This window comes from Richelia sinica FACHB-800 (assembly GCF_014698825.1).
GTDB lineage: Bacteria > Cyanobacteriota > Cyanobacteriia > Cyanobacteriales > Nostocaceae > FACHB-800.
The window spans coordinates 22,661-44,525 of the sequence record NZ_JACJTT010000032.1 but is presented as its reverse complement, the minus strand read 5'-3'; the positions used below and the strand labels follow the sequence as shown (position 1 = coordinate 44,525).

The following is a 21,865-nucleotide window of genomic DNA, read 5'->3' as shown; positions in this document are numbered from 1 at the left end:
TCATAATCTATTACTTGTGGATTTTACTGATGTTTAAATACCTCAGTAAGATTTACTATGATAATCAATAGAGTTAATTGTATCAAGTCTTGATATGAATCAATATAATGAAGAAAACAGCAATCTCATAAATCCTGAAGTGCAGTCTAAATTCAGCGCATTTATGGAGCCTTTTTTTTCTAAATATCACCGCGAAAGGTGCTATCCAGGGCTAATTTTTAGGCAAGGGAAACGGACAATGTTGCAAATTAATGTCCCTGCTAGTGATTTTTCAGGACTTTTACAGACAAAACCATCAGACAATAATGATCCAGACTCCGGTAAAAATCGTCCAGAAGTCAAGGGTCATGCTGAAGAAATTAAGCAATATATTATTGAACGTTCCAATAGAGGAAAGCCCTGGATTGTAGGAACTATAACAGCAAATGTCGAACCGAAAGACATCAAAGTTTTGGAATTTGCTAGAGGTATTTGTCTTGTTGTTATTCCCCGTGTTGTGAAGTTAGATATTACTGATGGACAACATCGTAAACGGGCAATTCACGAATTAATAGAAAGTCATAATAGTCACTTGATTAGTGATGATGATTTTGCTATTACTCTAGTTTTAGAAGGAAATTTCCAACAATGTCAGGCAGATTTCCGAGATATGGCACAAACTAGACAGCTTGATAAATCTCTATTACTATCTTTTGGAGAATTTTCTGGAAGAGTAGGTATTAGTAAGGAGTTAGTAAAAAGAGTTTTTATGTTTAAGGACAAAACAGAAAAAATTAAGGCAACTCCTTCCACAAAACAAAAGTTGATTTACACAATGAATTATGTTGCTCGATTTGTGAGTTGCGTTTTTACTAATGATCCAAGCGATGAACTTAAAGATTTAGATGTAGAAAGTGCTTCTGAAGCTTTAGTTAATTGTCTTAATTATTTCTTTTCCAAATGCAGTAATACTGAGTTCATAGCAGCAACAAATTCTAATGAATTAACGGAAACTGATATAAGTTCATTTAAAGATGACTGTCTGCTTGGTGTAAGTGTAGGTTTGGAAGTATTAGGAAGACTACTATATAATACTTATAATCGCTCTGAAAATTATTTTGATCTAGATAAAGTATCACAGCTAGCTAGTATAGATTGGTCTAGAGGAAACGAGATTTGGAGAGATACTATAGTTAGAGTTGATCCTCAACCCAAAAATCCAGACAAACCTTATAGGTTATCGACAGGTGTTCATGCTGCGACAGATGCAGTAAAAATAGTCAAATTTAAGCTGGGATGGGGATAAATTGTAAGATTTAAGTCAGGAATTTGCTGAAGTTAAATTCCTGATTTACTTCTTGTGCATTAGTTATTTCATATTGAATAAATAATAAAATTCTTTCTGAATAATCTATCGCTCCTCTTAATTCACTTTCTAAAATTTCCAATCCACCATTAGCATATTCTTCAAAAATTTCATTTCTTTGCCTTTCATATTCTTCTTCATGAATAGATAATGATTTAATGTTTTTGGTGGCTACAATTCCTAATAGTTTAACTAATGTCTCATGCCCCATCGTAGCAAAAACTTCTAATCTAATTGGTGCTGGTTCACGTTTAGAAATTTCACCTAAAGGAACACGCTTGTTGTACTTTGCACCTAAAGCAGCAGCAAAGACAATCACATCAGCAAAGGTCTGAAATGGCCCGGTATTCCCACTTGAGGAAGTTAAACTCTTCACCAAATCAGCTTTATCTTTAGCAACCCTGATTCTACCAGTTTCTGCCATTGCTCGATTATATAGAGTGTAATTATTTTAACCGAAAAATAGAAAATAATCACATTTTATACGGGAGCATCCCAATTTTGCAAAAATAACCGCAGCAACACCAAAAACTCTCTTCTTCCTTCTTACCTTCGTGTCCTTCGCTCCTTCTCTTCGAGACGCTACGCGAACGTGGTTCGTTCATTTCAAGTCTTGAACTCAAGCAAAAAAAACTTACACATTTGGGATGCTCCCTTTTATACTAAAAAAATTTTTTTATGCGCTAGTCATTATAAAAATTTTCAGTCCTGGAAACAATATCATATCCAGTTGTTCGCGTAGCATCTCGTTACAGATATACTTATCATTAATACAGCAGGGAGGATGGGGAAAAATAATTTTTGAATTTCTGCATAAACCAGTTATATCGCAATTGCTGAAGGGGAGACAGGATAATAACACCCTTAATTCGGGTTTGCTGAAAAAGAAGACTACTTTATGTTTGTATATCTTTATCTGTGTTTATCTGCTTTCAATTATTATTAATTTTTTATTCTATACAACTTCAGATTTAGCAGGTATGATATTCATTTCATTATTTTGACGCAACTTGAGAGTAAATGCAGTTTCACCTTGAGGAGTGTTATCTAATAATAAATCACCATGATGAGCGCGGGCAATTTCCCGTGATAAGCTGAGACCTAAACCGATACCCTCAATTTGACGATTACGAGAGGGATCACCACGATGAAAGCGTTCAAATATCCTTTTTCTATCTTGAGGGGAAATATCTTGAGAACTATTAGTAATAGTTAAATAAACAATACTTTTATCACTTTTAGCATTAATTTTGATCCAACCATCTGGCAGATTATATTTAATAGCATTGCTAATTAAATTTTGCAGAATTTGAATTAATAAATCTCTATCTGCTTTCACCCATAAATTAGGGAAAATATTTGTTGTTACTGATAACTCAGGAGCTAGCATTTCTATATCTTCAATTAAATCATCTAGGACTTGGGATAGGTTAAAATCGACTTTATGCAAACGCATTTGCCCAGAATCTGCTAACGAAAATAACAATAGTTTTCTGACAATAGAACTTAACCGTCGGACTTCATCTAATAGGTTACTTAAATTTTGTTGGAGTTGAGAACCAGGTTCAGCTTTATGTAAAGCTAGTTCTAATTCACCTTGTAAAATTGCTAATGGTGTTTTTAATTCATGTGCTGCATCTGCACTAAATCTGGATGCTTGTTGAAAACTCCGTTCTAGACGTTCCATCATTTGATTAAAAACGTCTATTAATTCCACAAATTCAATATCTGTCGTTCCAATAGGAATACGCTGATCTAATCCTTTGACTGTCACACCGCGAATAGTTCCAGTGAGTTTTTGGATGGGTTTTAAGGCACTTTCTGATAGCCACCAGGCAGCGATCGCTACTAAAATGAGTAAAATGGGCACTGCAACTAGAAATAAATTGCGGATGGCTGCCATTTCTCGGTCAACTTCCCGTAAACTAATAGCGATCGCTATTCGTCGGTCAGGAGAAGTAAGTACACCGAATCTCCACAAGCCTTGGTTTGTGTCTTTTGTGACAATAGACGATAGCATGAGTGGAGATGGAGGAGGAGGTAGTGGTGACTTATGACCAGGAAAGTTATTAAATTGCGGGTAAAAGAATGGTAGTCGTTGTCTAATTATGGGAGGATGGGGAAACGGTGGACAATTTAACTCGGAAGGAGAACAGAGTTTTTTTATACTCCAATCATTTGGCCAATTCAGAGATTGATGTAAAACAGTTTCATCTCTATTAATTACAGATATTGCTATTGATTTTTGTAAAGTATTTTCATTCTGAGGATTGCGGGATATATTTTGTAATAACTGACTTTGAATTTCTGCATCTAAGTGGTCAATTTTAGTTTTATAAATCAATATCCAAGCAGCAAAACCAAAGCTAATCAGTGTACTACCTGCTAATGAAGCGGCAAACAAAGCAATACGCAATCGAAACGAGCGAATATTTAAACTCAATTTCATAATTTTGATTCCTATTGGTGCGGGGGCAAATAATTAAACTCTAGGAGTCATCATCAATCAAGTTAAAATCGCTCCCCCCATCAACCGCTCATACCGATACTTTAACTCAGCTTTCATTAATGGCCAACGTTCTAAACTTGCATCCATTTCTATAACTTTTTCTGCTGCTTGTCGCGCTAACAGCAATACTTCCTCATCTTCTACTAAACTAGCTAAAGTAAAATCTGGTACACCTGATTGTCGTGTTCCTAAAACCTCTCCTGGCCCACGAAAACGCATATCCATTTCCGAGATAAAAAACCCATCCTGAGACTGTTCCAAAACTTTCAATCTTTGCTGTGCATCAGGATTTCGAGTGCTACTCATTAATAAACAATAAGATTGGGCAGCACCTCGACCAACTCGACCGCGTAATTGATGCAATTGAGATAAACCAAACCTTTCAGCATTTTCAATTAGCATCACCGTGGCATTGGGAACATCAACTCCAACTTCCACAACCGTTGTAGAAACTAAAATTTGTGTTTGATTATCCCGGAATTTATTAATTGCTTCATCTTTTTCCGCGGAACTCATACGTCCATGTAAAAGACCAACTTGAAACTCAGGAAATACACTTTCCTGTAACATTTCATATTCTTCTACTGCGGATTTTAAATCTAGCTTTTCCGATTCTTCTACCAAAGGTAAAACCACATAAATTTGTCTACCTTGGGCAATTTCTCGACGCATTAAATCATAAGCTTGGGGTCGTTGTTGACCAGTTAACAATGTTGTTTGAATCTTTTGTCTTCCCGGTGGTAATTCGTCAATTTGACTAACATCTAAATCTCCATGAACCGTCAATGCTAATGTACGAGGAATGGGGGTAGCAGTCATAGTTAAAACATGGGGTTGTTCACCTTTTTGTTGTAACCTTGCACGTTGTTCTACTCCAAACCGATGTTGTTCATCAATGACTACTAAACCCAATCTTTGAAAGTTCACCTTATCTTGAATTAAGGCGTGGGTTCCTACTAATAAAGGTAATTCACCTGTTTCTAATTGCGAGTGAATTTCCCGACGTTTCGCTGTTTTGGTCGAACCTGTTAATAGTTCCACTGGTAGATGTAGCAAGTTAAACCAACTCACTAACTTACGATAATGTTGTTCTGCTAATACTTCCGTGGGAGCCATTAAAGCTGCTTGATAACCTGATTGAATGGCCGCTAATATCGCAATTACTGCCACAACGGTTTTCCCCGAACCTACATCACCCTGGACTAAACGATTCATGGGGACAGATTTTTGTAAGTCGTTGAGAATATCGTTAATGACTCGTTGTTGTGCGCTGGTGAGTCGAAAAGGGAGAATTTCGTGGAATTTTTCAATTAGTCGGCCTTGGGGTGCGAGAATGGCACTAGTTTGAATTTCTCTAGCTTTCTGCTGACGTTGCAATAAACTTACTTGTAGATAGAAAAATTCATCAAAAACCAGACGACGACGGGCTATTCTTAAAGCATCGCTATCATGGGGAAAATGAATATTAGCGATCGCATCTTTCAATTCCATCAAACCATACTTTTCCCTTAACCCACGCGGTAAAGGGTCTTTTAACTGCAATGCTGCTGGTAAAGCTGTAATTACTGCCTGTCTCACGGTATTGGCTACTACACCCTCAGTCAGTGCATATATGGGTACAACTCGCCCAATCGTTAACGACTCTATGGAATCTCCAGGATGAGCTAAAACTTCTAATTCTGGATTATCCAAGGTCAAACCATATTTATTAGCCTTGACCAAACCACAAGCTGCTACCACACTACCTACAGGATAGCGACGTTTTAAACTTTCTTGCCAACCCCGACTAGTAAATCTGCTACCTGCATAGAAACGACCAACTTTGATTTGTGCAGTATCATCACGTAGCAGTAATTCTAAAATTAATAATTTTTGATTTTTAGGACTAGTAAAACAATTACAACGTTTAACAGTGGCAACTATGGTCACCGTTTCCCCGGCTACCAATTCACGGATATTTACTTGCCGAGCATAATCAATATGGTCACGGGGATAATAGAATAATAAATCGCGAACAGTATATAAACCCAATCTCGCTAAATTGTCAGCTTTCCTAATGCCTATTTCCGGTAAATCTTTCAGTTTTTGGTCAATTTGGGGCGCTAGTCGCTTACTTACTTCCGGGATAATGGGGACTTTATTGGGAATTTTGGCTTGATAAACTTTACCCTGTTCTTCTACACCTTGTTGTTTTTGTTCTTTCTCTTCCTGCTCTTTTTGCAGTTGATAAAGATACCTCCGCACCTGCACTACTAAATTTTTTCTTTCTTCAATTTCCAAAAAAGGATAATTAGCAAATTGCATTGCCATATCTTGCCAACGACGGCGTTCAATGGCAGGTAAAACTGTAGGGAATTTCCCAAAAGTTAAACTGAGAAATTCACTGAAGCGATACTGTTTACCCACCAAATCGATAAAGCCATGTTCTGCTTCTACTGATAAGGCTTTGTGCAATCTGATCCAATCTGGAGTGTCATTGGTCATGGAAGGAAGAAGTACGGCTAACGCCAAGCTACGCTAACAAGGGTTCAGGAATTTAGGAATTGAAGATGACAACAATATTACATTCACTATTACCTCCTAATCCTCAAACCAACTAGCTCGCCATGCAGCTTCAGCTTCTGCGATTTTTAGTTCTCTATGTTTCTTTTGATACTCTCGTCCCAGTTTATTTAGCTGCACTAAAATATTACGAATCTGCTTGCGTCCTGACAATAGTGTAGTATCTGCAAATTCCAATTCAGTTAGCCGTAAGTTAATAGTCATAATTTGAGTGAGACTAGAGTCTTCTGAATTTTTCTCACTACTTACCTCTATCACTAAATTGAGGATGTTAGGGGGGCCAGGTATGACTTCTGCCGCAGTTTCCGATGCTGCCGCAGCCGCTGCTGCTAAAATCTGTTCTGGTAATTTCTGTGGTAAGATGCCCGCTTTTTGGATTAAGACGTTGGTGTTGTGGGAGACTTCCTTCAGAGTAGTTTGAATGGCTTCTTCTAAGTCTTGCTGCCATTCTGACAATTCCAGGGGATTACCTGGGTCAATGGTTTGGCTGTTATTGATGTCAGAGTCAATATCCTCCTCGATTTCCTGATCATTCTCCGATTCTTCATCTTCCTCAATCTCTAAAGTTTCTTCCATCTCCTCCATCGCTTCTGTTTCCTGCTCTTCTTCCTCCTCCCCTGAACCATGGAGATAGACTAGTAATTCCTCAGCTGCTTTTTTGCCCAGTTTGCGGATACCCTGTTGTAATTGCTGCCTTTGATTGAGGGACAACTTCAAGAATTTATCGGCATAGCCTTGGGTACAAAGATGGTAAGCTGCCAGAATCAACTGTTTTTGCAAAGTTGGCCCTAAAACACTCAGATAACCGGCATAAGCATTGTGTAGTTCTTTGGCGATGTGGGCGATCGCTTCCTTGAGTCCAGTGATATCTTGTTCTATACGCTCAATTGCTCTTGCCATACCTGTCCGTAATCTTTCACCTGAACTTGATTAACTACCTCAGCCAAATCAATTAGAAATTTTCTTGTTCTGTTCCCTGACCTGAGAATCCCTGCCTGTATTTTGTGGAGAGTGAAAACTGCCATTATTTTAGTACAAATGTACAAAAATAACTGTAACAACTTAATAAAATACAGGCCAGCGTTTCCGCTTGACCTGTATATTGAGCAGTAATTAGTCAATGGTTCATCATCAATAACTCATAGTTAACTACAACTTCTTAATAACTGACCATTGAAAAGTGTGAGGTGGAGCATCGCTCTTGACCTACACTCACCACTAAAATTACTTTTGACCCATTTGGGCTGCAACTTCTTCTGCAAAGTTGCTTTCTTGCTTTTCAATGCCCTCACCCAAGATATAGCGGACAAAGCGGCTAACTTTCACTTCTCCACCAACTGTAGACTTAACTTGTTTCACTAAGTCTTCTACAGAAATGCTTTGATCACGGATGTAAGGTTGATCCAACAGAGTCATTTCTTTGAGACGTTTGTCAATTCGTCCTTGAACAATCTTTTCTCTGATGTTCTCTGGCTTATTGGCCAAATCATCCTTACCCATTTCGATGTCCTTTTCTTTTTGGACAACTGTGGTAGGAATTTCGTCTACAGAAACATATTCAACGTTTGGACAAGCAGCAACTTGCATTGCTAAATTCTTGGCCAAGCCTTGAATTTCTTCATGTGCAGGAGCAATTACTTCCAATAGGACACCTACTCTACCACCAGTGTGAATGTAGCTGTCTATAACTCCTGCGGTTTCATTTAGAGAAAAATTGACAAAGCGTCTGACTTGAATATTTTCACCCAAGGTGGAAATTACTTGCTTGATGGCTTCATCAACAGTAACGTTGGCATCTTCAACGTAAGGTTGGGCCAACAAAGACTCAACGCTATCAGCTGTTGCCGCTTGTTGTGCCAAATTCTTAACTAGAGATTTAAACGCATCGTTCCGGGCAACAAAGTCTGTTTGGCAGTTAACTTCCAGCAGCACACCTACTTTGCCACCAGGCTGAATGTAGGTTTCTACTAGACCTTCTGCCGCAACGCGATCGCTTTTTTTACCCGCAGAAGCAATGCCCTTTTTCCGTAGCCAATCAATGGCTTCATCAATATTGCCTTCAGTTTCTTTCAGGGCTTTTTTACAGTCCATCATGCCAGCACCGGTTTTTTGGCGTAGCTCTTGGACGAGTTTTGCAGATATTTCCGCCATGTTGCCTTAATTCCTAACTTGACCTTGAGTTTAATTGCTCACGGGTGTTGAGTATTTCTATCTTACTCAGGGCTGGTGAAGAAAAACCTATGAACTATTTAATTTCAGGAGGATGAAGTATGAAGTGTGAGCCTAATTATCCTTCATCCTCCTGTTTTTAGTTACTTATTCTTCGTCTTCGTCATCGGGAATCAGTGAGTCTGTGTACTCACTTTCATCGTAATCGTATTCTTCCTCAGCACCTTCGTAATCTTCGTAATCTTCTTCTGCATCCAACTGACCGTGACGACCTTCATAAATCGCATCAGCCAATTTACCAACAATTAGCTTAATCGATCTAATGGCATCGTCATTAGCTGGGATAGGAATATCAACTACATCTGGATCACAGTTTGTATCCAGCATAGACACAATGGGAATACCCAGTTTTTGGCATTCTTGAACTGCGTTATATTCCCGACGTTGGTCTACAATGACGACCACATCAGGAACCTTCCGCATGGTTTTAATTCCGCCCAAGTATTTTTGCAGCTTGGCCATTTCCCGCCGCAACATGGAAGCTTCTTTCTTTGGCAATAAATCTAGAGCGCCGCTTTCTTCCCGTCGTTCCAAATCTTTCAGACGTTCTGCTCTGGTTTTAATGGTAGCCCAGTTGGTGAGCATTCCACCCAACCAACGTTGGTTAATGTAGTGAGCGCCACAACGGCTTGCCTCTTGAGCAATAATTCCTGCTGCTTGACGCTTAGTACCAACAAACAGAAACTTCTTACCTTGTTCTGCTTGAGTACGTACATAGGCGTAAGCCTCTTCCATTAACTGGGCTGTTTGTACCAAGTCAATGATGTGTACACCATTGCGAGCAGTGTAAATGTAGGGAGACATTTTTGGGTTCCAACGGCGGGTTTGATGCCCAAAGTGAACCCCTGACTCCATCATCTGAGCCAATGAAACAACTGGCATATTTTAAACTCCTATTCGGGTTAAACCTCCATCCAGGCGTAGTTTCTGTGACTGAAACACCCGAATTCCTGGATGTGCGAGATTAGTTAACTTTTCTAGGGTAGCATAATTGTGTCATTTTTTCCGCCTAGTAAAGACAGATTTCCGTTTTTGTCAGCTTGATTTCTACAGCTGCTGAACTCCCCAGAAATTATGAAGTGATATTACAAACCTTGGCAAAATATTGTAGAAACTCCACGGGAGCCAAACATAGCTCTAAGGTAGAACCTATAGGAAAGACTTGAGGCAAATTCTGATGAACAAGAATAATATTCAAAACTATCGGTTTGTCTGTACCTTAACCTTTGGTGATATCTACGGTCAAATAATAGTTTGGTTGATTACAATTACTATCAGTTTGGCATCAGCTTTGGGCTTAATGGGTGCTAGACAGCCCGTGTATGCTATAGCAACGGTGGGGCTGGTAGTTTTTCTCACACTACCCTTTTTGCTGTTTGCCTTTGTTACCACTTTATTGAATCACATCGAGTTGACAGCAGTAGAACCAGGAACAAAAACACAACCTATACCTGGTAATGTTTCACAGCAAAAACCAATAGAAGCAACTAGTTAAAGGAATTTTAGGAATAAGTAGAATCAGGAAGGGAAAATCTAGTTGGAATCTAGTTTTCACAGGTTGACATTTTCCATTTATAGCCGTAGACAAGGTAGTTAGGATATTAACTCAAACTACAACTTAGACAACCAAAGACTTTTAGCACTGTCACCTGTCACCTGCTATAACTATGTCACCTTCTTAATCCAAATTTAAAATTAAAACTTAAGATTACTTCCCTGTCTATGGTACAGGGTATTTTTTTGTTGTTGGGGGTAAATGATGTTAGAGCATGATGTAATTATTGTTGGGGGTGGTTTGGCAGGTTGTCGAGCAGCGGTGGAAATTGCCCGAACTGACCCCAAGTTAAATGTAGCTGTAGTTGCCAAAACCCATCCGATTCGTTCTCACTCGGTAGCGGCCCAAGGTGGCATGGCTGCATCGCTGAAAAATGTTGACCAAAATGATAGTTGGGAAGCCCATGCTTTTGATACGGTCAAGGGTTCTGATTATTTAGCCGACCAAGATGCAGTGGCTATTCTCACCCAGGAAGCACCAGATGTGGTGATTGATTTAGAACATATGGGGGTTCTGTTCTCCCGTCTTCCTGATGGTAGGATTGCTCAACGGGCTTTTGGTGGGCATTCTCACAACCGTACTTGTTACGCGGCTGATAAAACTGGTCATGCAATTTTACACGAGTTGGTCAATAATCTGCGTCGTTATGGTGTGCAAATTTACCAAGAATGGTATGTAATGCGCCTGATTTTAGAAGAGGGTGAAGCTAAGGGTATAGTGATGTTTCACCTGCTAGATGGGCATATTGAGGTGTTGCGGGCAAAAGCCGTAATGTTTGCGACGGGGGGATATGGTCGTGTTTATAACACCACTTCTAATGATTATGCCTCCACCGGTGACGGTTTGGCCATGACGGCTTTGGCTGGTTTACCTCTAGAGGATATGGAGTTTGTCCAATTTCACCCAACTGGGTTGTATCCCGTGGGAGTGCTAATTTCTGAAGCGGTAAGGGGGGAAGGGGCGTATTTAATTAATGCAGAGGGCGATCGCTTTATGGCGAATTACGCACCGAGTAGAATGGAATTGGCTCCTCGTGACATCACATCTAGAGCGATCGCCTATGAAATTCGGGCAGGACGTGGTATAAATTCCGATGGTAGTGCTGGCGGGCCTTTTGTCTATCTCGATTTGCGACACATGGGCAAAGAAAAAATCATGAGTCGCGTTCCCTTTTGTTGGGAAGAAGCCCATCGTTTAGTTGGTGTAGATGCCGTTACTCAACCTATGCCTGTACGTCCCACCATTCACTATTGTATGGGTGGTATACCAGTGAACACCGAAGGGCAAGTTCGCCGCAGTGCTGATGATTTGGTTGCAGGCTTTTTTGCCGCTGGAGAAACGGCTTGTGTCTCCGTTCATGGTGCTAATCGCCTCGGTAGTAACTCTCTATTAGAATGTGTAGTTTATGGTAAACGTACTGGTGCAAGTATAGCCAGGTATGTACAAAATCGTAAATTACCAAATGTAGATGAACAACGCTATATTCAAGCAGCCCAACAGCAAATTCAAACTTTATTAGCACAGCCAGGAAAATATCGAATTAACCAAGTTCGTCAAGCTTTTCAAGATACAATGACGGAGTTTTGTGGGGTTTTTAGAACTGAAGAATTAATGCACCAAGGTTGGGAGAAAATTACAGAATTACAACAACAATATTCCCAAGTTTATTTAGATGATAAAGGCAGTTGTTGGAATACAGAATTAGTAGAAGCCTTAGAACTGCAAAGTTTAATGGTAGTTGGACAAACTATCATGGCATCGGCTTTAAATCGCCAAGAAAGTCGGGGCGCACATTTTCGCGAAGATTTCCCCAACCGTGATGATAGCAATTTTTTAAAACATACTCTGGCCTATTATTCTCCTGCGGGTATTGATATTCAATATATGTCAGTGGTAATTAACATGTTTACACCACAGGAAAGGAAGTATTAGATCCTCCTATAAATTAAACTGCATCAATTTTTTAGAGACGTTCTGAAAGAGCGTCTTTACCATGGTTAATTCTTTTCGCTTCCCCAAATTACATCTAATCTTGCCTGTGCTTCTTTTAATGCAGCTTCTGCTGAAGATTTACCTAATAAAGTTGCCTCAATTGCTCTCCCTAAGCTATCAGAAATACGACTATAGCCAGGTATAGTTGGTCTAAATTTAGCCACATCCATCTGGTCTATAAACACTTTTAACCAAGGTTTTTCCTTCAAATATTCCTGATATTCTGAACTAGCAGCTGATTTCAAATTAATGGGTAAAAATCCTGTCCCCTTTGCCCATTCTGTTTGAAATTCTTCACTTAAAACAAATTCTAAAAACTTTAATGCGGCTTTTTCTTTGTCTGGGGTAGTTTTCATCAAATATAAATTACCACCTCCGATGACTGTAGCGGGGTTTTTATCCATAGGAATGGGAAACACGCCATAGGGAACGTCAGATTTAGCAATATAAGTCCAAGGCCCAGTAATTTGCATAGCTACACGTCCCGTTAAGAAAGCATCTTCTTCATAACCTCTTTCCAGGGGAGAAAGGGTAGCTATGCCATCTTTCATTAATTCTTCCCAAAACTTTAAAGCAGAGACAGCACCATTATTATTTAAGTTGGGATAGTCATTATTAACTATGTCTCCTCCTGCACTTAATAAAAAGGGAAACCAACTAAAAACAGTCCATTCCCCTTTCCCTAAAGGTAGTAATATTCCATGTTGTTCTGGTCGTTTATCGCCATTTTTATCTATAGTTAATTTTTTGGCAACTTGTCTGAGTTCTTCCCAAGTTTTTGGTGTTTCAGTGATACCAGCTTTTTTAAATAAATCGGGGCGATAGAAAACACCCATGTTACTTGTGTACAAGGGAATTGACCACAAGCGTTGATCTAATTTCAATTCTTCTAATGAATTGGGGTCTACTTCTGATTTGAAAGATAATTTATCAAACCAATTTTCTAACGGTTCAATTGCTCCTAATTCTACTAATTGACCTGTAATTTGTGGATAAAAATATAAAACATCTGGTGCAGAGTTACCCACAACTGCTGTCAAGATTTTTGGTAGTTGTTGATCAAATGTACCTACAAATACCGAATCGATGTGAATATCTGGATGACGCTGATTAAATTTATCAACTAATTTATTAAAAACATCTCGATTAACAGGAGGGTTCAGACCTTGCCATAGAGTAACATGAGTGACATTATTATTTTTTCGTAGGCTAGTTTGGCAACTTGATAAAAATACAAGGCACAAACTCAAGGTAACACCTAAGGCGATATAGCGTCGCAGAGTATGACGGAAATAATTAGTAATAGGGGTAAACAAATTAATCTGCATAGTATTTTCAGCTATTTTTAAGATATTTTTTCAGTAAAAGTTTTGGTAATACTGGTCTCTGCCCTAGTGTAAATGTAAGTTTCTGGCGCTTTTATCTTTTGAGTTTTACATACTTGCTCGGCTCTTTTCCAAAAATCAGCATCTTCTCCATAATTCATGTGATTAAATCCTTGTAGCTGAAAAAAGACACTGCGTTTACCAAAGAAGGTAGGGCCTAAGACACAATCTTTTAAATTAATGAATTTACCAGGTTGAAAAAAGTCAGCTAGCCAAATTTCTTCTTCACTACAAAATCCGCCTTCAATTAAGTCAATTTCTGGATTCGCTTGCATATATTCTATGCGTGATTGCAAATGATTGGGTTTATAGGCATCATCGCTATCGAGAAAGGTAATATATTTACCAAAAGAAGCCTGAATTCCTACATTTTTGGCATAACATTGTTTTTTATTTTTATGTCTTAAATAGCGGATATTGGCAAAATTATCAACGTAAGCATTGACGACTGTAAAGGTATGGTCATCACTGCCATCATCTATAACTAACAATTCCCAATTGGTACATGTTTGATTAACTAAGCTATCAATACATCTATTTAAATAATTGGCTCGATTATATGTACAAAGAATAACGCTAATTTCTGGATTAATATCAAATTTAATGGGACTCATCTGTATACACCTGGTAAATTTTATTTTTGGGCAACGATGCAAGTAGCAACAGGAAAGTCAGGATGAAATGCGTCTAGTTCTGCCGATGTTAATTCTTCTACGGCTATACCATGATAACTAGCAATCACACTAATAGGATTACCATAAATATAGAGTTTTTGCTGAGAAAAATTGCGGAACATCCACGCAAAAGCATCAGGTAAAGGCCGCCAATAATCTACAGGTGTCGCATGGAGTCTGACTGCGTTAGGAACCATAGCAAAACATTTACCACCTGGTTTTAACCAAGTATAGATATTTTCTACTACTTGCCATGGTGCGTAACAATGTTCCAGAACATTAAAAATGACAATGGAGTCAAAAGATGCTGGTTGAATTATAGATACATCATGAGCATCACCAACTATATCTATACCTAGTCCTGGTTCAATATTCATAACTTGATATGATGTACCAGGATTAACTTCATAGAAGTCTTTATCTTTTGGTGTACCACCAATTTCTAAAATATTACCGACTATTTGATTTTTAATTTCTTGAATAAATTGATTTAAATAGTATCTATCAACAGGCTTGCCTCTAGTAATACCAAAAGCTTGGCAAATAGGAACCGATTTTTTCAAATCTCCCCAGTTGATGGTGTAGGTTGCTATGGATAACAAACCGATTTTTGCTAGATATATGACTAATTGGCAAAAGCTTTCAATGCTGTTGATTTGGTCTAAATCATTTTTGATATTAGTTTGGGCAAAAAATTGAGATAATACCTGATAATTATTGTGGCTAAGGGGTGCAAGTTCATATTCTTCCTCTTTTTCAATAAAGCTGCGAAAACCTTGAGCGAATAAAGTCAGGCTTTTATCTGATAAAAATATGATAGATTGATTAATTAAATTTTGATAACCTTGAATTACACTTTCTATTTCCTGATTTACAGGGGCAACTTTGATATTTTGAAAAATTTGGTAAGCAGATTCAATGTCATGCTCATGCACAAATATTTCTAAAATAGTTAACCAAGATAGATAAGGAATAATTTCTGGTGAACGTTGACTCCAGGCAAATATAGCTGTAACTTGAGAATTTTCAACTGTTAAAAAAGCATTGGGTATATATTGTCTAGACATCTTGTTTGTGTGAGGTAGAACCAATAAATATTTTGACTAATGATTTATCTACTTAAATTTGTCAATTATCATGAGTTATAAACTGGCATGGGTATCGTACCAAGGTTCTTTAATTTTGAGCGTATCTAAAATCCTTTTACCAATGGAGTTGCGGTAGATGATACCATTAACCCCAAAGATTTTGTAATACCAAAAAACTCCTTTGTATACTTTAATTGCTTCACTTTCTGATAGCCAATTACCCGGTGCTTCTTCTCCAAATAGTCCACTGGCACCAAATTCAAATTCATGTTGAATATATTTACCTTCCTTAGCAGGTGAGGGGCACACTTGCTGACATACTGTTTCTTGACTAATAGTTTTAAATTTCTGATAGCCAAGTTCTTTTAATAGGGAAAATTCTTCTAAGAGTCCAGCCCAAGCAGTCTTATTGGATTCGATAGAAATAAACTTTGGTTTAGTGTCAAATTGTCTTAATGCCTGTAGACATAACAAATCAGCACCTTCAATATCGATTTTGAGATAGTAAGGTATACCAAATTCTAATAAAATATTCTCAAATCTGCGCCCTTCTACCGTGATTTCTGTATAACTTGTGCCAAAGGAATTTTGATTGCGGTTAACCCAATCTAAGGAAGTTGTTCCCCAAATACTTTTGTCTAAATTAGCATAAAAAGTAATTGGTTCATCTTTGGACGAAACGGCAACATTTAACAGCGTCAGTTGACCATCTTCAATATATGAATGGAGGCGATTTTTTGTAGATTGATAAACATCCGGGTTAGCTTCAATGCCAACAACTTTAAAACCTTTTTTTAAATAAAACTCCGTATCCTGACCAATGTGAACACCAACATCAATGATTAAATTTTTATCCATAAATAAATTTTCTGCTGTTTAAATTAGAATTTACACAAATTTATGAGTCGATTGTTAATATACCTTGTTCTGCATCTAAAGTTGCCATAACTCCTACAGGTAAAGCTGCATTGGGGTTATCATGACCAAAGGGTAAATCAGCCACGATGGGAATATTTAAATCAGATAGGCGATCGCCCAAAACTTCCTCTACACTCAGACTAGGTATGTTAGGTGGTGCTTCACATTTGGTAAATCCTCCTAAAGCAATACCGCAGACTTGTGATAAAAGCCCACTTAAACGCCACTGAGTTAACATCCTATCAATGCGATAGGGTGGTTCTGTGACATCTTCAAAAGCCAAAATTACACCGTCTAGTGGTGGTAAAAGGCTTGTCCCTAACAGGTGAGTCGCTACTGTCAGATTACCTGGAAGCAATATCCCTTTCCTCACACCACCACCCCAACCTTGACCCTTTAACGGTGCAAGAGGGCGACCTTCTACCAAGTCAAATAGCCTCTGTATTGACCATTCTGGCTCATCTAATAGGGTAGTGAGTACGGGTCCATGTACACTACAACAGCCAGCGTTATAAAGACTCCAAAGCAAGGCTGTGATATCAGAAAAGCCAATCAACCATTTGGGATAGGCTGTATTTTGTTGCCAGTGCCAATCTTCTAAAATGCGGGTACTACCAAAACCACCTCGCGCACAGAGGATAGCACGACATTCTGGGTCTTGCCATGCTTGTTGGAGTTGGTGACGACGGTGTGTATCTGTACCAGCGAGATAACCGTGTCTAGTATCTAGATTATCGCTAATTTTGACTCGGTAGCCGTGCGATCGCCAAATTTCTACACTCTTTTCCAAAGCTGCATATTCTCGCAAAGCCCCACTAGGGGCAATTACTGTGACTAAATCACCAGGTTGGAGAGGAGGAGGTAAAATTTTAGACGGTAAAGGGGGGAAACTGGACATGCCAAGAAGAATTGATTAAATGCTAAATGCACAAAGTAATATGCAGAAGAATTTATCATGATTTTGCATGACTATTTTGATTTTGATTGCCGGAGAAATGTCAGTTTAGCTTTGAAATTGCATTGCTTAAATTCAAGTTTTAAATTTCAGACACTTCCGTAGTTTTTTCCGGTAAAATTTGGCTATCAGCAAAAAATCTGTGGCGATTTATTTGCTTGAGAGCATATCTAGCCGTCGCTTGTACTTCTGGGTCTGTATCTTCCACGGCATGACAGACAATCTGATTCATTTGCACCATTAAATCAGAAATCCGCACTAAATCACGAATGGCATTTTGTCGCACTTGGGGGTTGTCATTTTGCACAGAGATAGCTAACGCGCGGTTCATTGGTTTGAGAGAACGAATGCCAATTTCTGCTAAAGCTGACAAAATTAAACTATGTTGGTGAGAATCCGCATTTAACATCAATTCCACTAAAGGCTGAATTGCCCGTGAGTCTCCTTGCTGACCTAAATTCCAAATAGCTTTATTACGTCTTATCGGGTCACTATGACGTAGTTCTTCAATTAACTCTTCTATAATACTGGGTTTTATCAACACTGAAGTTGTGGCAGATGGAACTAATTCCTGGGTAATTGGTGCTGCATTTGTGGTTGTAGCTTGAATAGATAATGTTTGCACATTTTCATCTTTGGCTGGATTTAAAAGTTTTGGTTCTGAACCGCTTAAATAGCGTACAGACTTAGCAGTATGGAACTTTCTGGTAAGATGAAATAACCCACCAATCATCCCCAAACTGCTAAATCCTAAAAACATCCACCAATTAAAATCTGCTTTATTTTCCGGTGGTTGAATCTTTGCTGGTGCTGGAATTGCGGAATTAGTTGGACATTTATTTTGTCCAGATAAAGCCGTTTCTAAATACTTTCTGGTTGTGAGATCAGCAACACCATCTATTCTTTTTAAACCCTTAGATTTTTGAAACTCGACTACCGCATTTTGAGTAGTTTTACTAAAGTTACCATCAATGACATCGCTGTAGTAGCCTAATGCCTTGAGTTGAACTTGTAATACTTGCACTTCCGCACCTTTAGCACCGATGGCAAGAGAAGTTAACTGAGTAGATGGCAGGTTAGAGGTAGTTGTTAAACCCCGACTAGGATATAAACTGAAGCAAAAACAAGATGCAGCAATGATGATTGAGGGAAAATAAAGCCTCATAACCGATGATGACAAAAACATGATTAAATTTTAACTAGTTATAGAGGCATCTGGATAATTTGTGAGACTTGGTATAGCAAGAGACAGGGGACAGGGGACAGGGGACAGGGGACAGGGGACAGGTGATAGAGAAGTAGAAAACCGGGAAAAAGATATGATGAGTAATTCTTTGTGTTCTCTTCTCTGCGTCTCTGCGTCTCTGCGTGCAACAAAAAAATTTTGATATAAAAATGCCTCAAATTTAAGAATAGGGGCATAGAATTGCCCCTATATTTTGAAAATAGTTAAGCTACCTAAGTTTTTCTCTACGATCTAGACTGTAAAGCTTCTCGCGCTTGTTCTCTGTCGTCAAAGTGGATTTTTTCAGTGCCGAGAATTTGGTAATCTTCGTGACCTTTACCTGCTAGTAATACACCATCACCGGGTTTGGCTTGTAAAATGGCTGTGCGAATAGCTGTAGCGCGATCGCATATTACCATCGGTTCCACAGTTTCAGGTATACCAGCCAAAACATCTTGCAGTATCTTTTCTGGGTCTTCAGTCCGAGGATTATCTGATGTAACTACCGCTAAATCTGCTAACTCCGCCGCTATTTTACCCATTTTCGGACGTTTGGTGCGATCGCGATCGCCTCCACAACCAAACACACAAATCATTTTACCGGGGATAAACGGCCGGGCAGCCTTAAGCAAGTTCTCCAAACTGTCAGGAGTGTGGGCATAGTCCACAATCACGCTAATATCTTGGTCAGGACTAATTTGTACTCTTTCCATTCTTCCCGGTACACCAGGAAACTCAGGAATAGCATCGGCTACTACCTGTAAATCTAGTCCCAAATGTACAACAGCACCAACAGCCGCTAACAGATTTTCTAAATTATATTGCCCAACCAGGGGGGAACGAAACGCCACATCACCTTTAGGAGTATGGAGAATTCCACTCACACCATTGGGTTGATAATTTAAATCACTCATCCAAAAGTCAGCATTACTATCATTAACGCTGTAACTCCAAACTCTTTCTTTCCCCAGGCCAGCAATTAACCGCTTGCCGTAGGCATCCTCAGCATTAATAATTGCCCTACCTTGAAGATAATCAGGGCTAAATAACAACGCCTTCGCCCCAAAATAATCCTCCATATCTTTGTGATAATCAAGGTGGTCTTGGGTGAGATTGCTAAATACAGCTACTTCAAACTGACAACCCCCAACTCTACCCTGTGCTAAAGCGTGGGAACTAACTTCCATCACTCCATATTCACAACCAGCGTCTACTGCTTCTGCTAAACGCTGTTGTAGTTCCACCGCAAAGGGAGTAGTAAAGGCAGCAGTTTGGGAAAAACCAGGCCAACGGGTATAGAGAGTTCCCAACAAAGCTGTAGACAGATGAGCTTGGGTGAGAAAATATTCAATCAAGTGAGTTGTGGTGGTTTTACCATTCGTACCGGTCACACCCACCATTTTTAACTTTTGCCCTGGATAACCGTAAAAAGCTGCGGAAACTTGGGCACAGGCTTTATTGATATTATCAGCACTAATCACCACATCTGTGGCAGCTGGGGGATTTTTCTGGACAGCTTGGGGTGAAACAATAGCCGCAACTGCCCCGGAAGCTAAAGCACTTGGCCAAAATTCACCCCCATCTACCCTAGTCCCTGGCATCCCAATAAATAAATCTCCCGCACCGCAAGCATGAGAATTGGTTTTAATACCCTTAACTTCCACATCCCCAGCACCCGTATGTTCTACACCTTCTACCGCAGCTAGTAATTCCCTTAGTTTCATATACTGCACCTCACACAAGCTTACCTTGCGCCTATTCTGCATGATTTTTTTCTGAATTGGACATATATTTACACAACATTTGTTCCAATTGCTTGACACTGGCACGGGGAGAAGGACGGGGAATAGGTTTTGCGGCTTCTGCACCGTCCTCTAACAGGTACAGGACGGGTATTTCGTACTGATAAGCTGCAAACCAATCTTCACGAGTGGTAATGTCACGAATTTCCAACTCAAATTTCAGACTTTGGATTTGTTCTAGCTTTTCTTGCAGACCTTCACATAAATGGCAACCGGGTTTACTAAATAAAATCAATCGCATTTGTTTCATCCCTATTTTGCCCCTAAGTTAATCATATAGACCCAATGTCGAGGAGGGTATAGACCAAGGCCCAACTGGTAAATAGTTGATTTGATCGAATCCTGTGAGCCTCTACACCCATTCCCAAACTACAATAAAGAAATATATCTCAATATTTTTGACTAACTTGCTCTATGTCAGTTTTAGCAGCGATCGCAGTCTTGGCTGTTCTGATCTTGGTACACGAGTTTGGACATTTTATAGCCGCACGTTCTCAAGGCATTTATGTTAACCGCTTTTCTTTGGGTTTTGGCCCTGTAATTTGGAAGTACCAAGGAACACAAACTGAATATGCTATCCGCGCTTTTCCTTTAGGTGGGTTTGTTGGCTTTCCCGATGATGACCCAGATAGCGATATTCCCCCCAATGACCCAAATCTGCTGCGTAATCGGCCTATTTTAGATCGGGCGATCGTCATTAGTGCTGGAGTCATCGCCAATTTAATCTTTGCTTATTTCATGCTCGTGGTGCAATTGGGTCTGGTAGGTCTTCCCCAACTAGATTATCAACCAGGAGTCCTGGTTATACCCGTCAATGAGCAATCTGTGGCTTATCAAGCCGGAATCAGAGAGGGTGATATTATTTTGGCTGTGAATGGTCAGAAAATCCCCGCTTCTGATCAATCTATTGTTTTGCTGACCAAGGAAATTCAAAATCATCCCAACCAGCCATTAGAATTAACCATTAAGCGTCAAAATCAGCAATTATCGCAGCAATTAACACCAAAACAAGGAAAGGACGGCAAAGGCTTTGTTGGCATTAACCTTTTCCCCAATAGCAAACCAGTGCTTGGTGCCAACGGTAAACCTGTTTATCGTCATCCCAACCCCATCGAAATTGCCAGCATAGCTGCCAATAGATTTCAGCAATTATGCGTTGGTACACTCCAAGGTTTTGGTCAGTTAGTCACCAATTTCCAGCAAACTGTTGGTCAAGTTTCTGGCCCAGTGAATATTGTCAAAATTGGCGCTAAATTAGCTGCTGATGATAGCAAAAATTTGTTGTCTTTTGCCGCCATTATTAGCATTAATTTGGCAGTTATTAATATTCTGCCTTTACCCGCTTTAGATGGTGGACAATTAGCCTTTCTCCTCATTGAAGGTTTGCTTGGTAAACCCTTACCTGCCAAAATTCAGGATGGTGTGATGCAAACTGGTTTAGTATTTCTGTTAGGATTGGGAATTTTCCTCATTGTCAAGGAAACTACTCAATTAGATTGGATACAGAAGTTATTCCAGTAATACTCTTAGATTTGGGATTTTTGATTTCATCTGCAAAAATCAAAATCCTCAATCTAAAAATATTGCCAGTGCCTAGATTCACAGTAGTAAATTCATCCCCACAAC

At 39.2% G+C, this 21,865-nt stretch carries 18 protein-coding genes; 4 read left to right on the top strand and 14 right to left on the bottom strand.

All coding sequences use genetic code 11. The features are described 5' to 3' along the window. Window positions 1-94: 94 nt before the first annotated feature. Window positions 95-1,285 (top strand): DNA sulfur modification protein DndB, encoded by a 1,191-nt coding sequence (locus H6G73_RS18650; protein ID WP_190607207.1) that lies wholly within the window; start codon window positions 95-97, stop codon window positions 1,283-1,285. 10 nt (window positions 1,286-1,295) lie between these two features. Here H6G73_RS18650 and H6G73_RS18645 read toward each other — a convergent pair whose 3' ends face one another. The 6 genes from H6G73_RS18645 to rpsB form a co-directional block, all read right to left on the bottom strand. After that, window positions 1,296-1,769, bottom strand: coding sequence for a DNA phosphorothioation-associated protein 4 (locus tag H6G73_RS18645; protein ID WP_190607205.1), 474 nt, complete (start codon window positions 1,767-1,769; stop codon window positions 1,296-1,298). A 531-nt stretch (window positions 1,770-2,300) separates the two neighbouring features. Then, on the bottom strand, window positions 2,301-3,794 hold the full coding sequence (locus H6G73_RS18640) for an ATP-binding protein (protein ID WP_190607203.1): 1,494 nt from the start codon (window positions 3,792-3,794) through the stop codon (window positions 2,301-2,303). A 57-nt stretch (window positions 3,795-3,851) separates the two neighbouring features. Further along, on the bottom strand, window positions 3,852-6,338 hold the full coding sequence (gene recG / locus H6G73_RS18635) for an ATP-dependent DNA helicase RecG (protein ID WP_190607201.1): 2,487 nt from the start codon (window positions 6,336-6,338) through the stop codon (window positions 3,852-3,854). A 96-nt stretch (window positions 6,339-6,434) separates the two neighbouring features. Next, window positions 6,435-7,316: a hypothetical protein gene (locus tag H6G73_RS18630; protein ID WP_190607199.1), complete on the bottom strand. Its 882-nt coding sequence runs from the start codon at window positions 7,314-7,316 to the stop codon at window positions 6,435-6,437. A gap of 324 nt (window positions 7,317-7,640) precedes the next feature. Continuing rightward, on the bottom strand, window positions 7,641-8,567 hold the full coding sequence (gene tsf, locus H6G73_RS18625; protein ID WP_190607197.1) for a translation elongation factor Ts: 927 nt from the start codon (window positions 8,565-8,567) through the stop codon (window positions 7,641-7,643). Between the two features lie 165 nt (window positions 8,568-8,732). Beyond that, window positions 8,733-9,527 (bottom strand): 30S ribosomal protein S2, encoded by a 795-nt coding sequence (gene rpsB / locus H6G73_RS18620; RefSeq protein WP_190607195.1) that lies wholly within the window; start codon window positions 9,525-9,527, stop codon window positions 8,733-8,735. Between the two features lie 295 nt (window positions 9,528-9,822). Between rpsB and H6G73_RS18615 the strand changes: the two genes are divergently transcribed. Both H6G73_RS18615 and H6G73_RS18610 read left to right on the top strand, forming a co-directional pair. Continuing rightward, the gene (locus H6G73_RS18615) at window positions 9,823-10,140 is read left to right on the top strand and encodes a hypothetical protein (protein ID WP_190607193.1); all 318 of its coding nucleotides are present in this window, start codon (window positions 9,823-9,825) and stop codon (window positions 10,138-10,140) included. Window positions 10,141-10,404: 264 nt separating this feature from the next. Then, the gene (locus H6G73_RS18610) at window positions 10,405-12,132 is read left to right on the top strand and encodes a succinate dehydrogenase/fumarate reductase flavoprotein subunit (protein WP_190607240.1); all 1,728 of its coding nucleotides are present in this window, start codon (window positions 10,405-10,407) and stop codon (window positions 12,130-12,132) included. A 65-nt stretch (window positions 12,133-12,197) separates the two neighbouring features. On the opposite strand, the gene H6G73_RS18605 is transcribed toward H6G73_RS18610, so the two are convergent. From H6G73_RS18605 to H6G73_RS18570, 8 genes are all read right to left on the bottom strand, one after another. Next, on the bottom strand, window positions 12,198-13,520 hold the full coding sequence (locus H6G73_RS18605) for an ABC transporter substrate-binding protein (RefSeq protein WP_190607191.1): 1,323 nt from the start codon (window positions 13,518-13,520) through the stop codon (window positions 12,198-12,200). A 17-nt stretch (window positions 13,521-13,537) separates the two neighbouring features. Continuing rightward, complete coding sequence (locus H6G73_RS18600; RefSeq protein WP_190607189.1) at window positions 13,538-14,191, bottom strand: glycosyltransferase family 2 protein; 654 nt, start codon at window positions 14,189-14,191, stop codon at window positions 13,538-13,540. A gap of 20 nt (window positions 14,192-14,211) precedes the next feature. Continuing rightward, entirely contained in the window at window positions 14,212-15,318 is a 1,107-nt protein-coding gene (locus tag H6G73_RS18595; RefSeq protein ID WP_190607188.1) for a methyltransferase domain-containing protein, read from the bottom strand. Between the two features lie 75 nt (window positions 15,319-15,393). Then, a complete protein-coding gene (locus tag H6G73_RS18590; RefSeq protein WP_190607186.1) occupies window positions 15,394-16,197 on the bottom strand; it encodes an FkbM family methyltransferase in 804 nt (267 codons plus the stop codon). Between the two features lie 40 nt (window positions 16,198-16,237). Next, window positions 16,238-17,155, bottom strand: a complete 918-nt coding sequence (locus H6G73_RS18585; protein WP_190607185.1) for a S66 peptidase family protein — start codon at window positions 17,153-17,155, stop codon at window positions 16,238-16,240. 139 nt (window positions 17,156-17,294) lie between these two features. Beyond that, the gene (locus H6G73_RS18580) at window positions 17,295-18,377 is read right to left on the bottom strand and encodes a peptidoglycan-binding protein (RefSeq protein WP_190607183.1); all 1,083 of its coding nucleotides are present in this window, start codon (window positions 18,375-18,377) and stop codon (window positions 17,295-17,297) included. A 305-nt stretch (window positions 18,378-18,682) separates the two neighbouring features. After that, the gene (locus H6G73_RS18575) at window positions 18,683-20,161 is read right to left on the bottom strand and encodes a UDP-N-acetylmuramoyl-L-alanyl-D-glutamate--2,6-diaminopimelate ligase (RefSeq protein WP_190607181.1); all 1,479 of its coding nucleotides are present in this window, start codon (window positions 20,159-20,161) and stop codon (window positions 18,683-18,685) included. Between the two features lie 31 nt (window positions 20,162-20,192). After that, a complete protein-coding gene (locus tag H6G73_RS18570; protein ID WP_190607179.1) occupies window positions 20,193-20,480 on the bottom strand; it encodes a glutaredoxin family protein in 288 nt (95 codons plus the stop codon). 173 nt (window positions 20,481-20,653) lie between these two features. Here H6G73_RS18570 and rseP point away from each other — a divergent pair, with 173 nt between their 5' ends. Next, window positions 20,654-21,760 carry an RIP metalloprotease RseP gene (rseP, locus tag H6G73_RS18565; protein WP_190607177.1) on the top strand — a complete coding sequence of 369 codons (1,107 nt, stop codon included), beginning with the start codon at window positions 20,654-20,656 and terminating at the stop codon, window positions 21,758-21,760. Window positions 21,761-21,865: the final 105 nt, after the last annotated feature.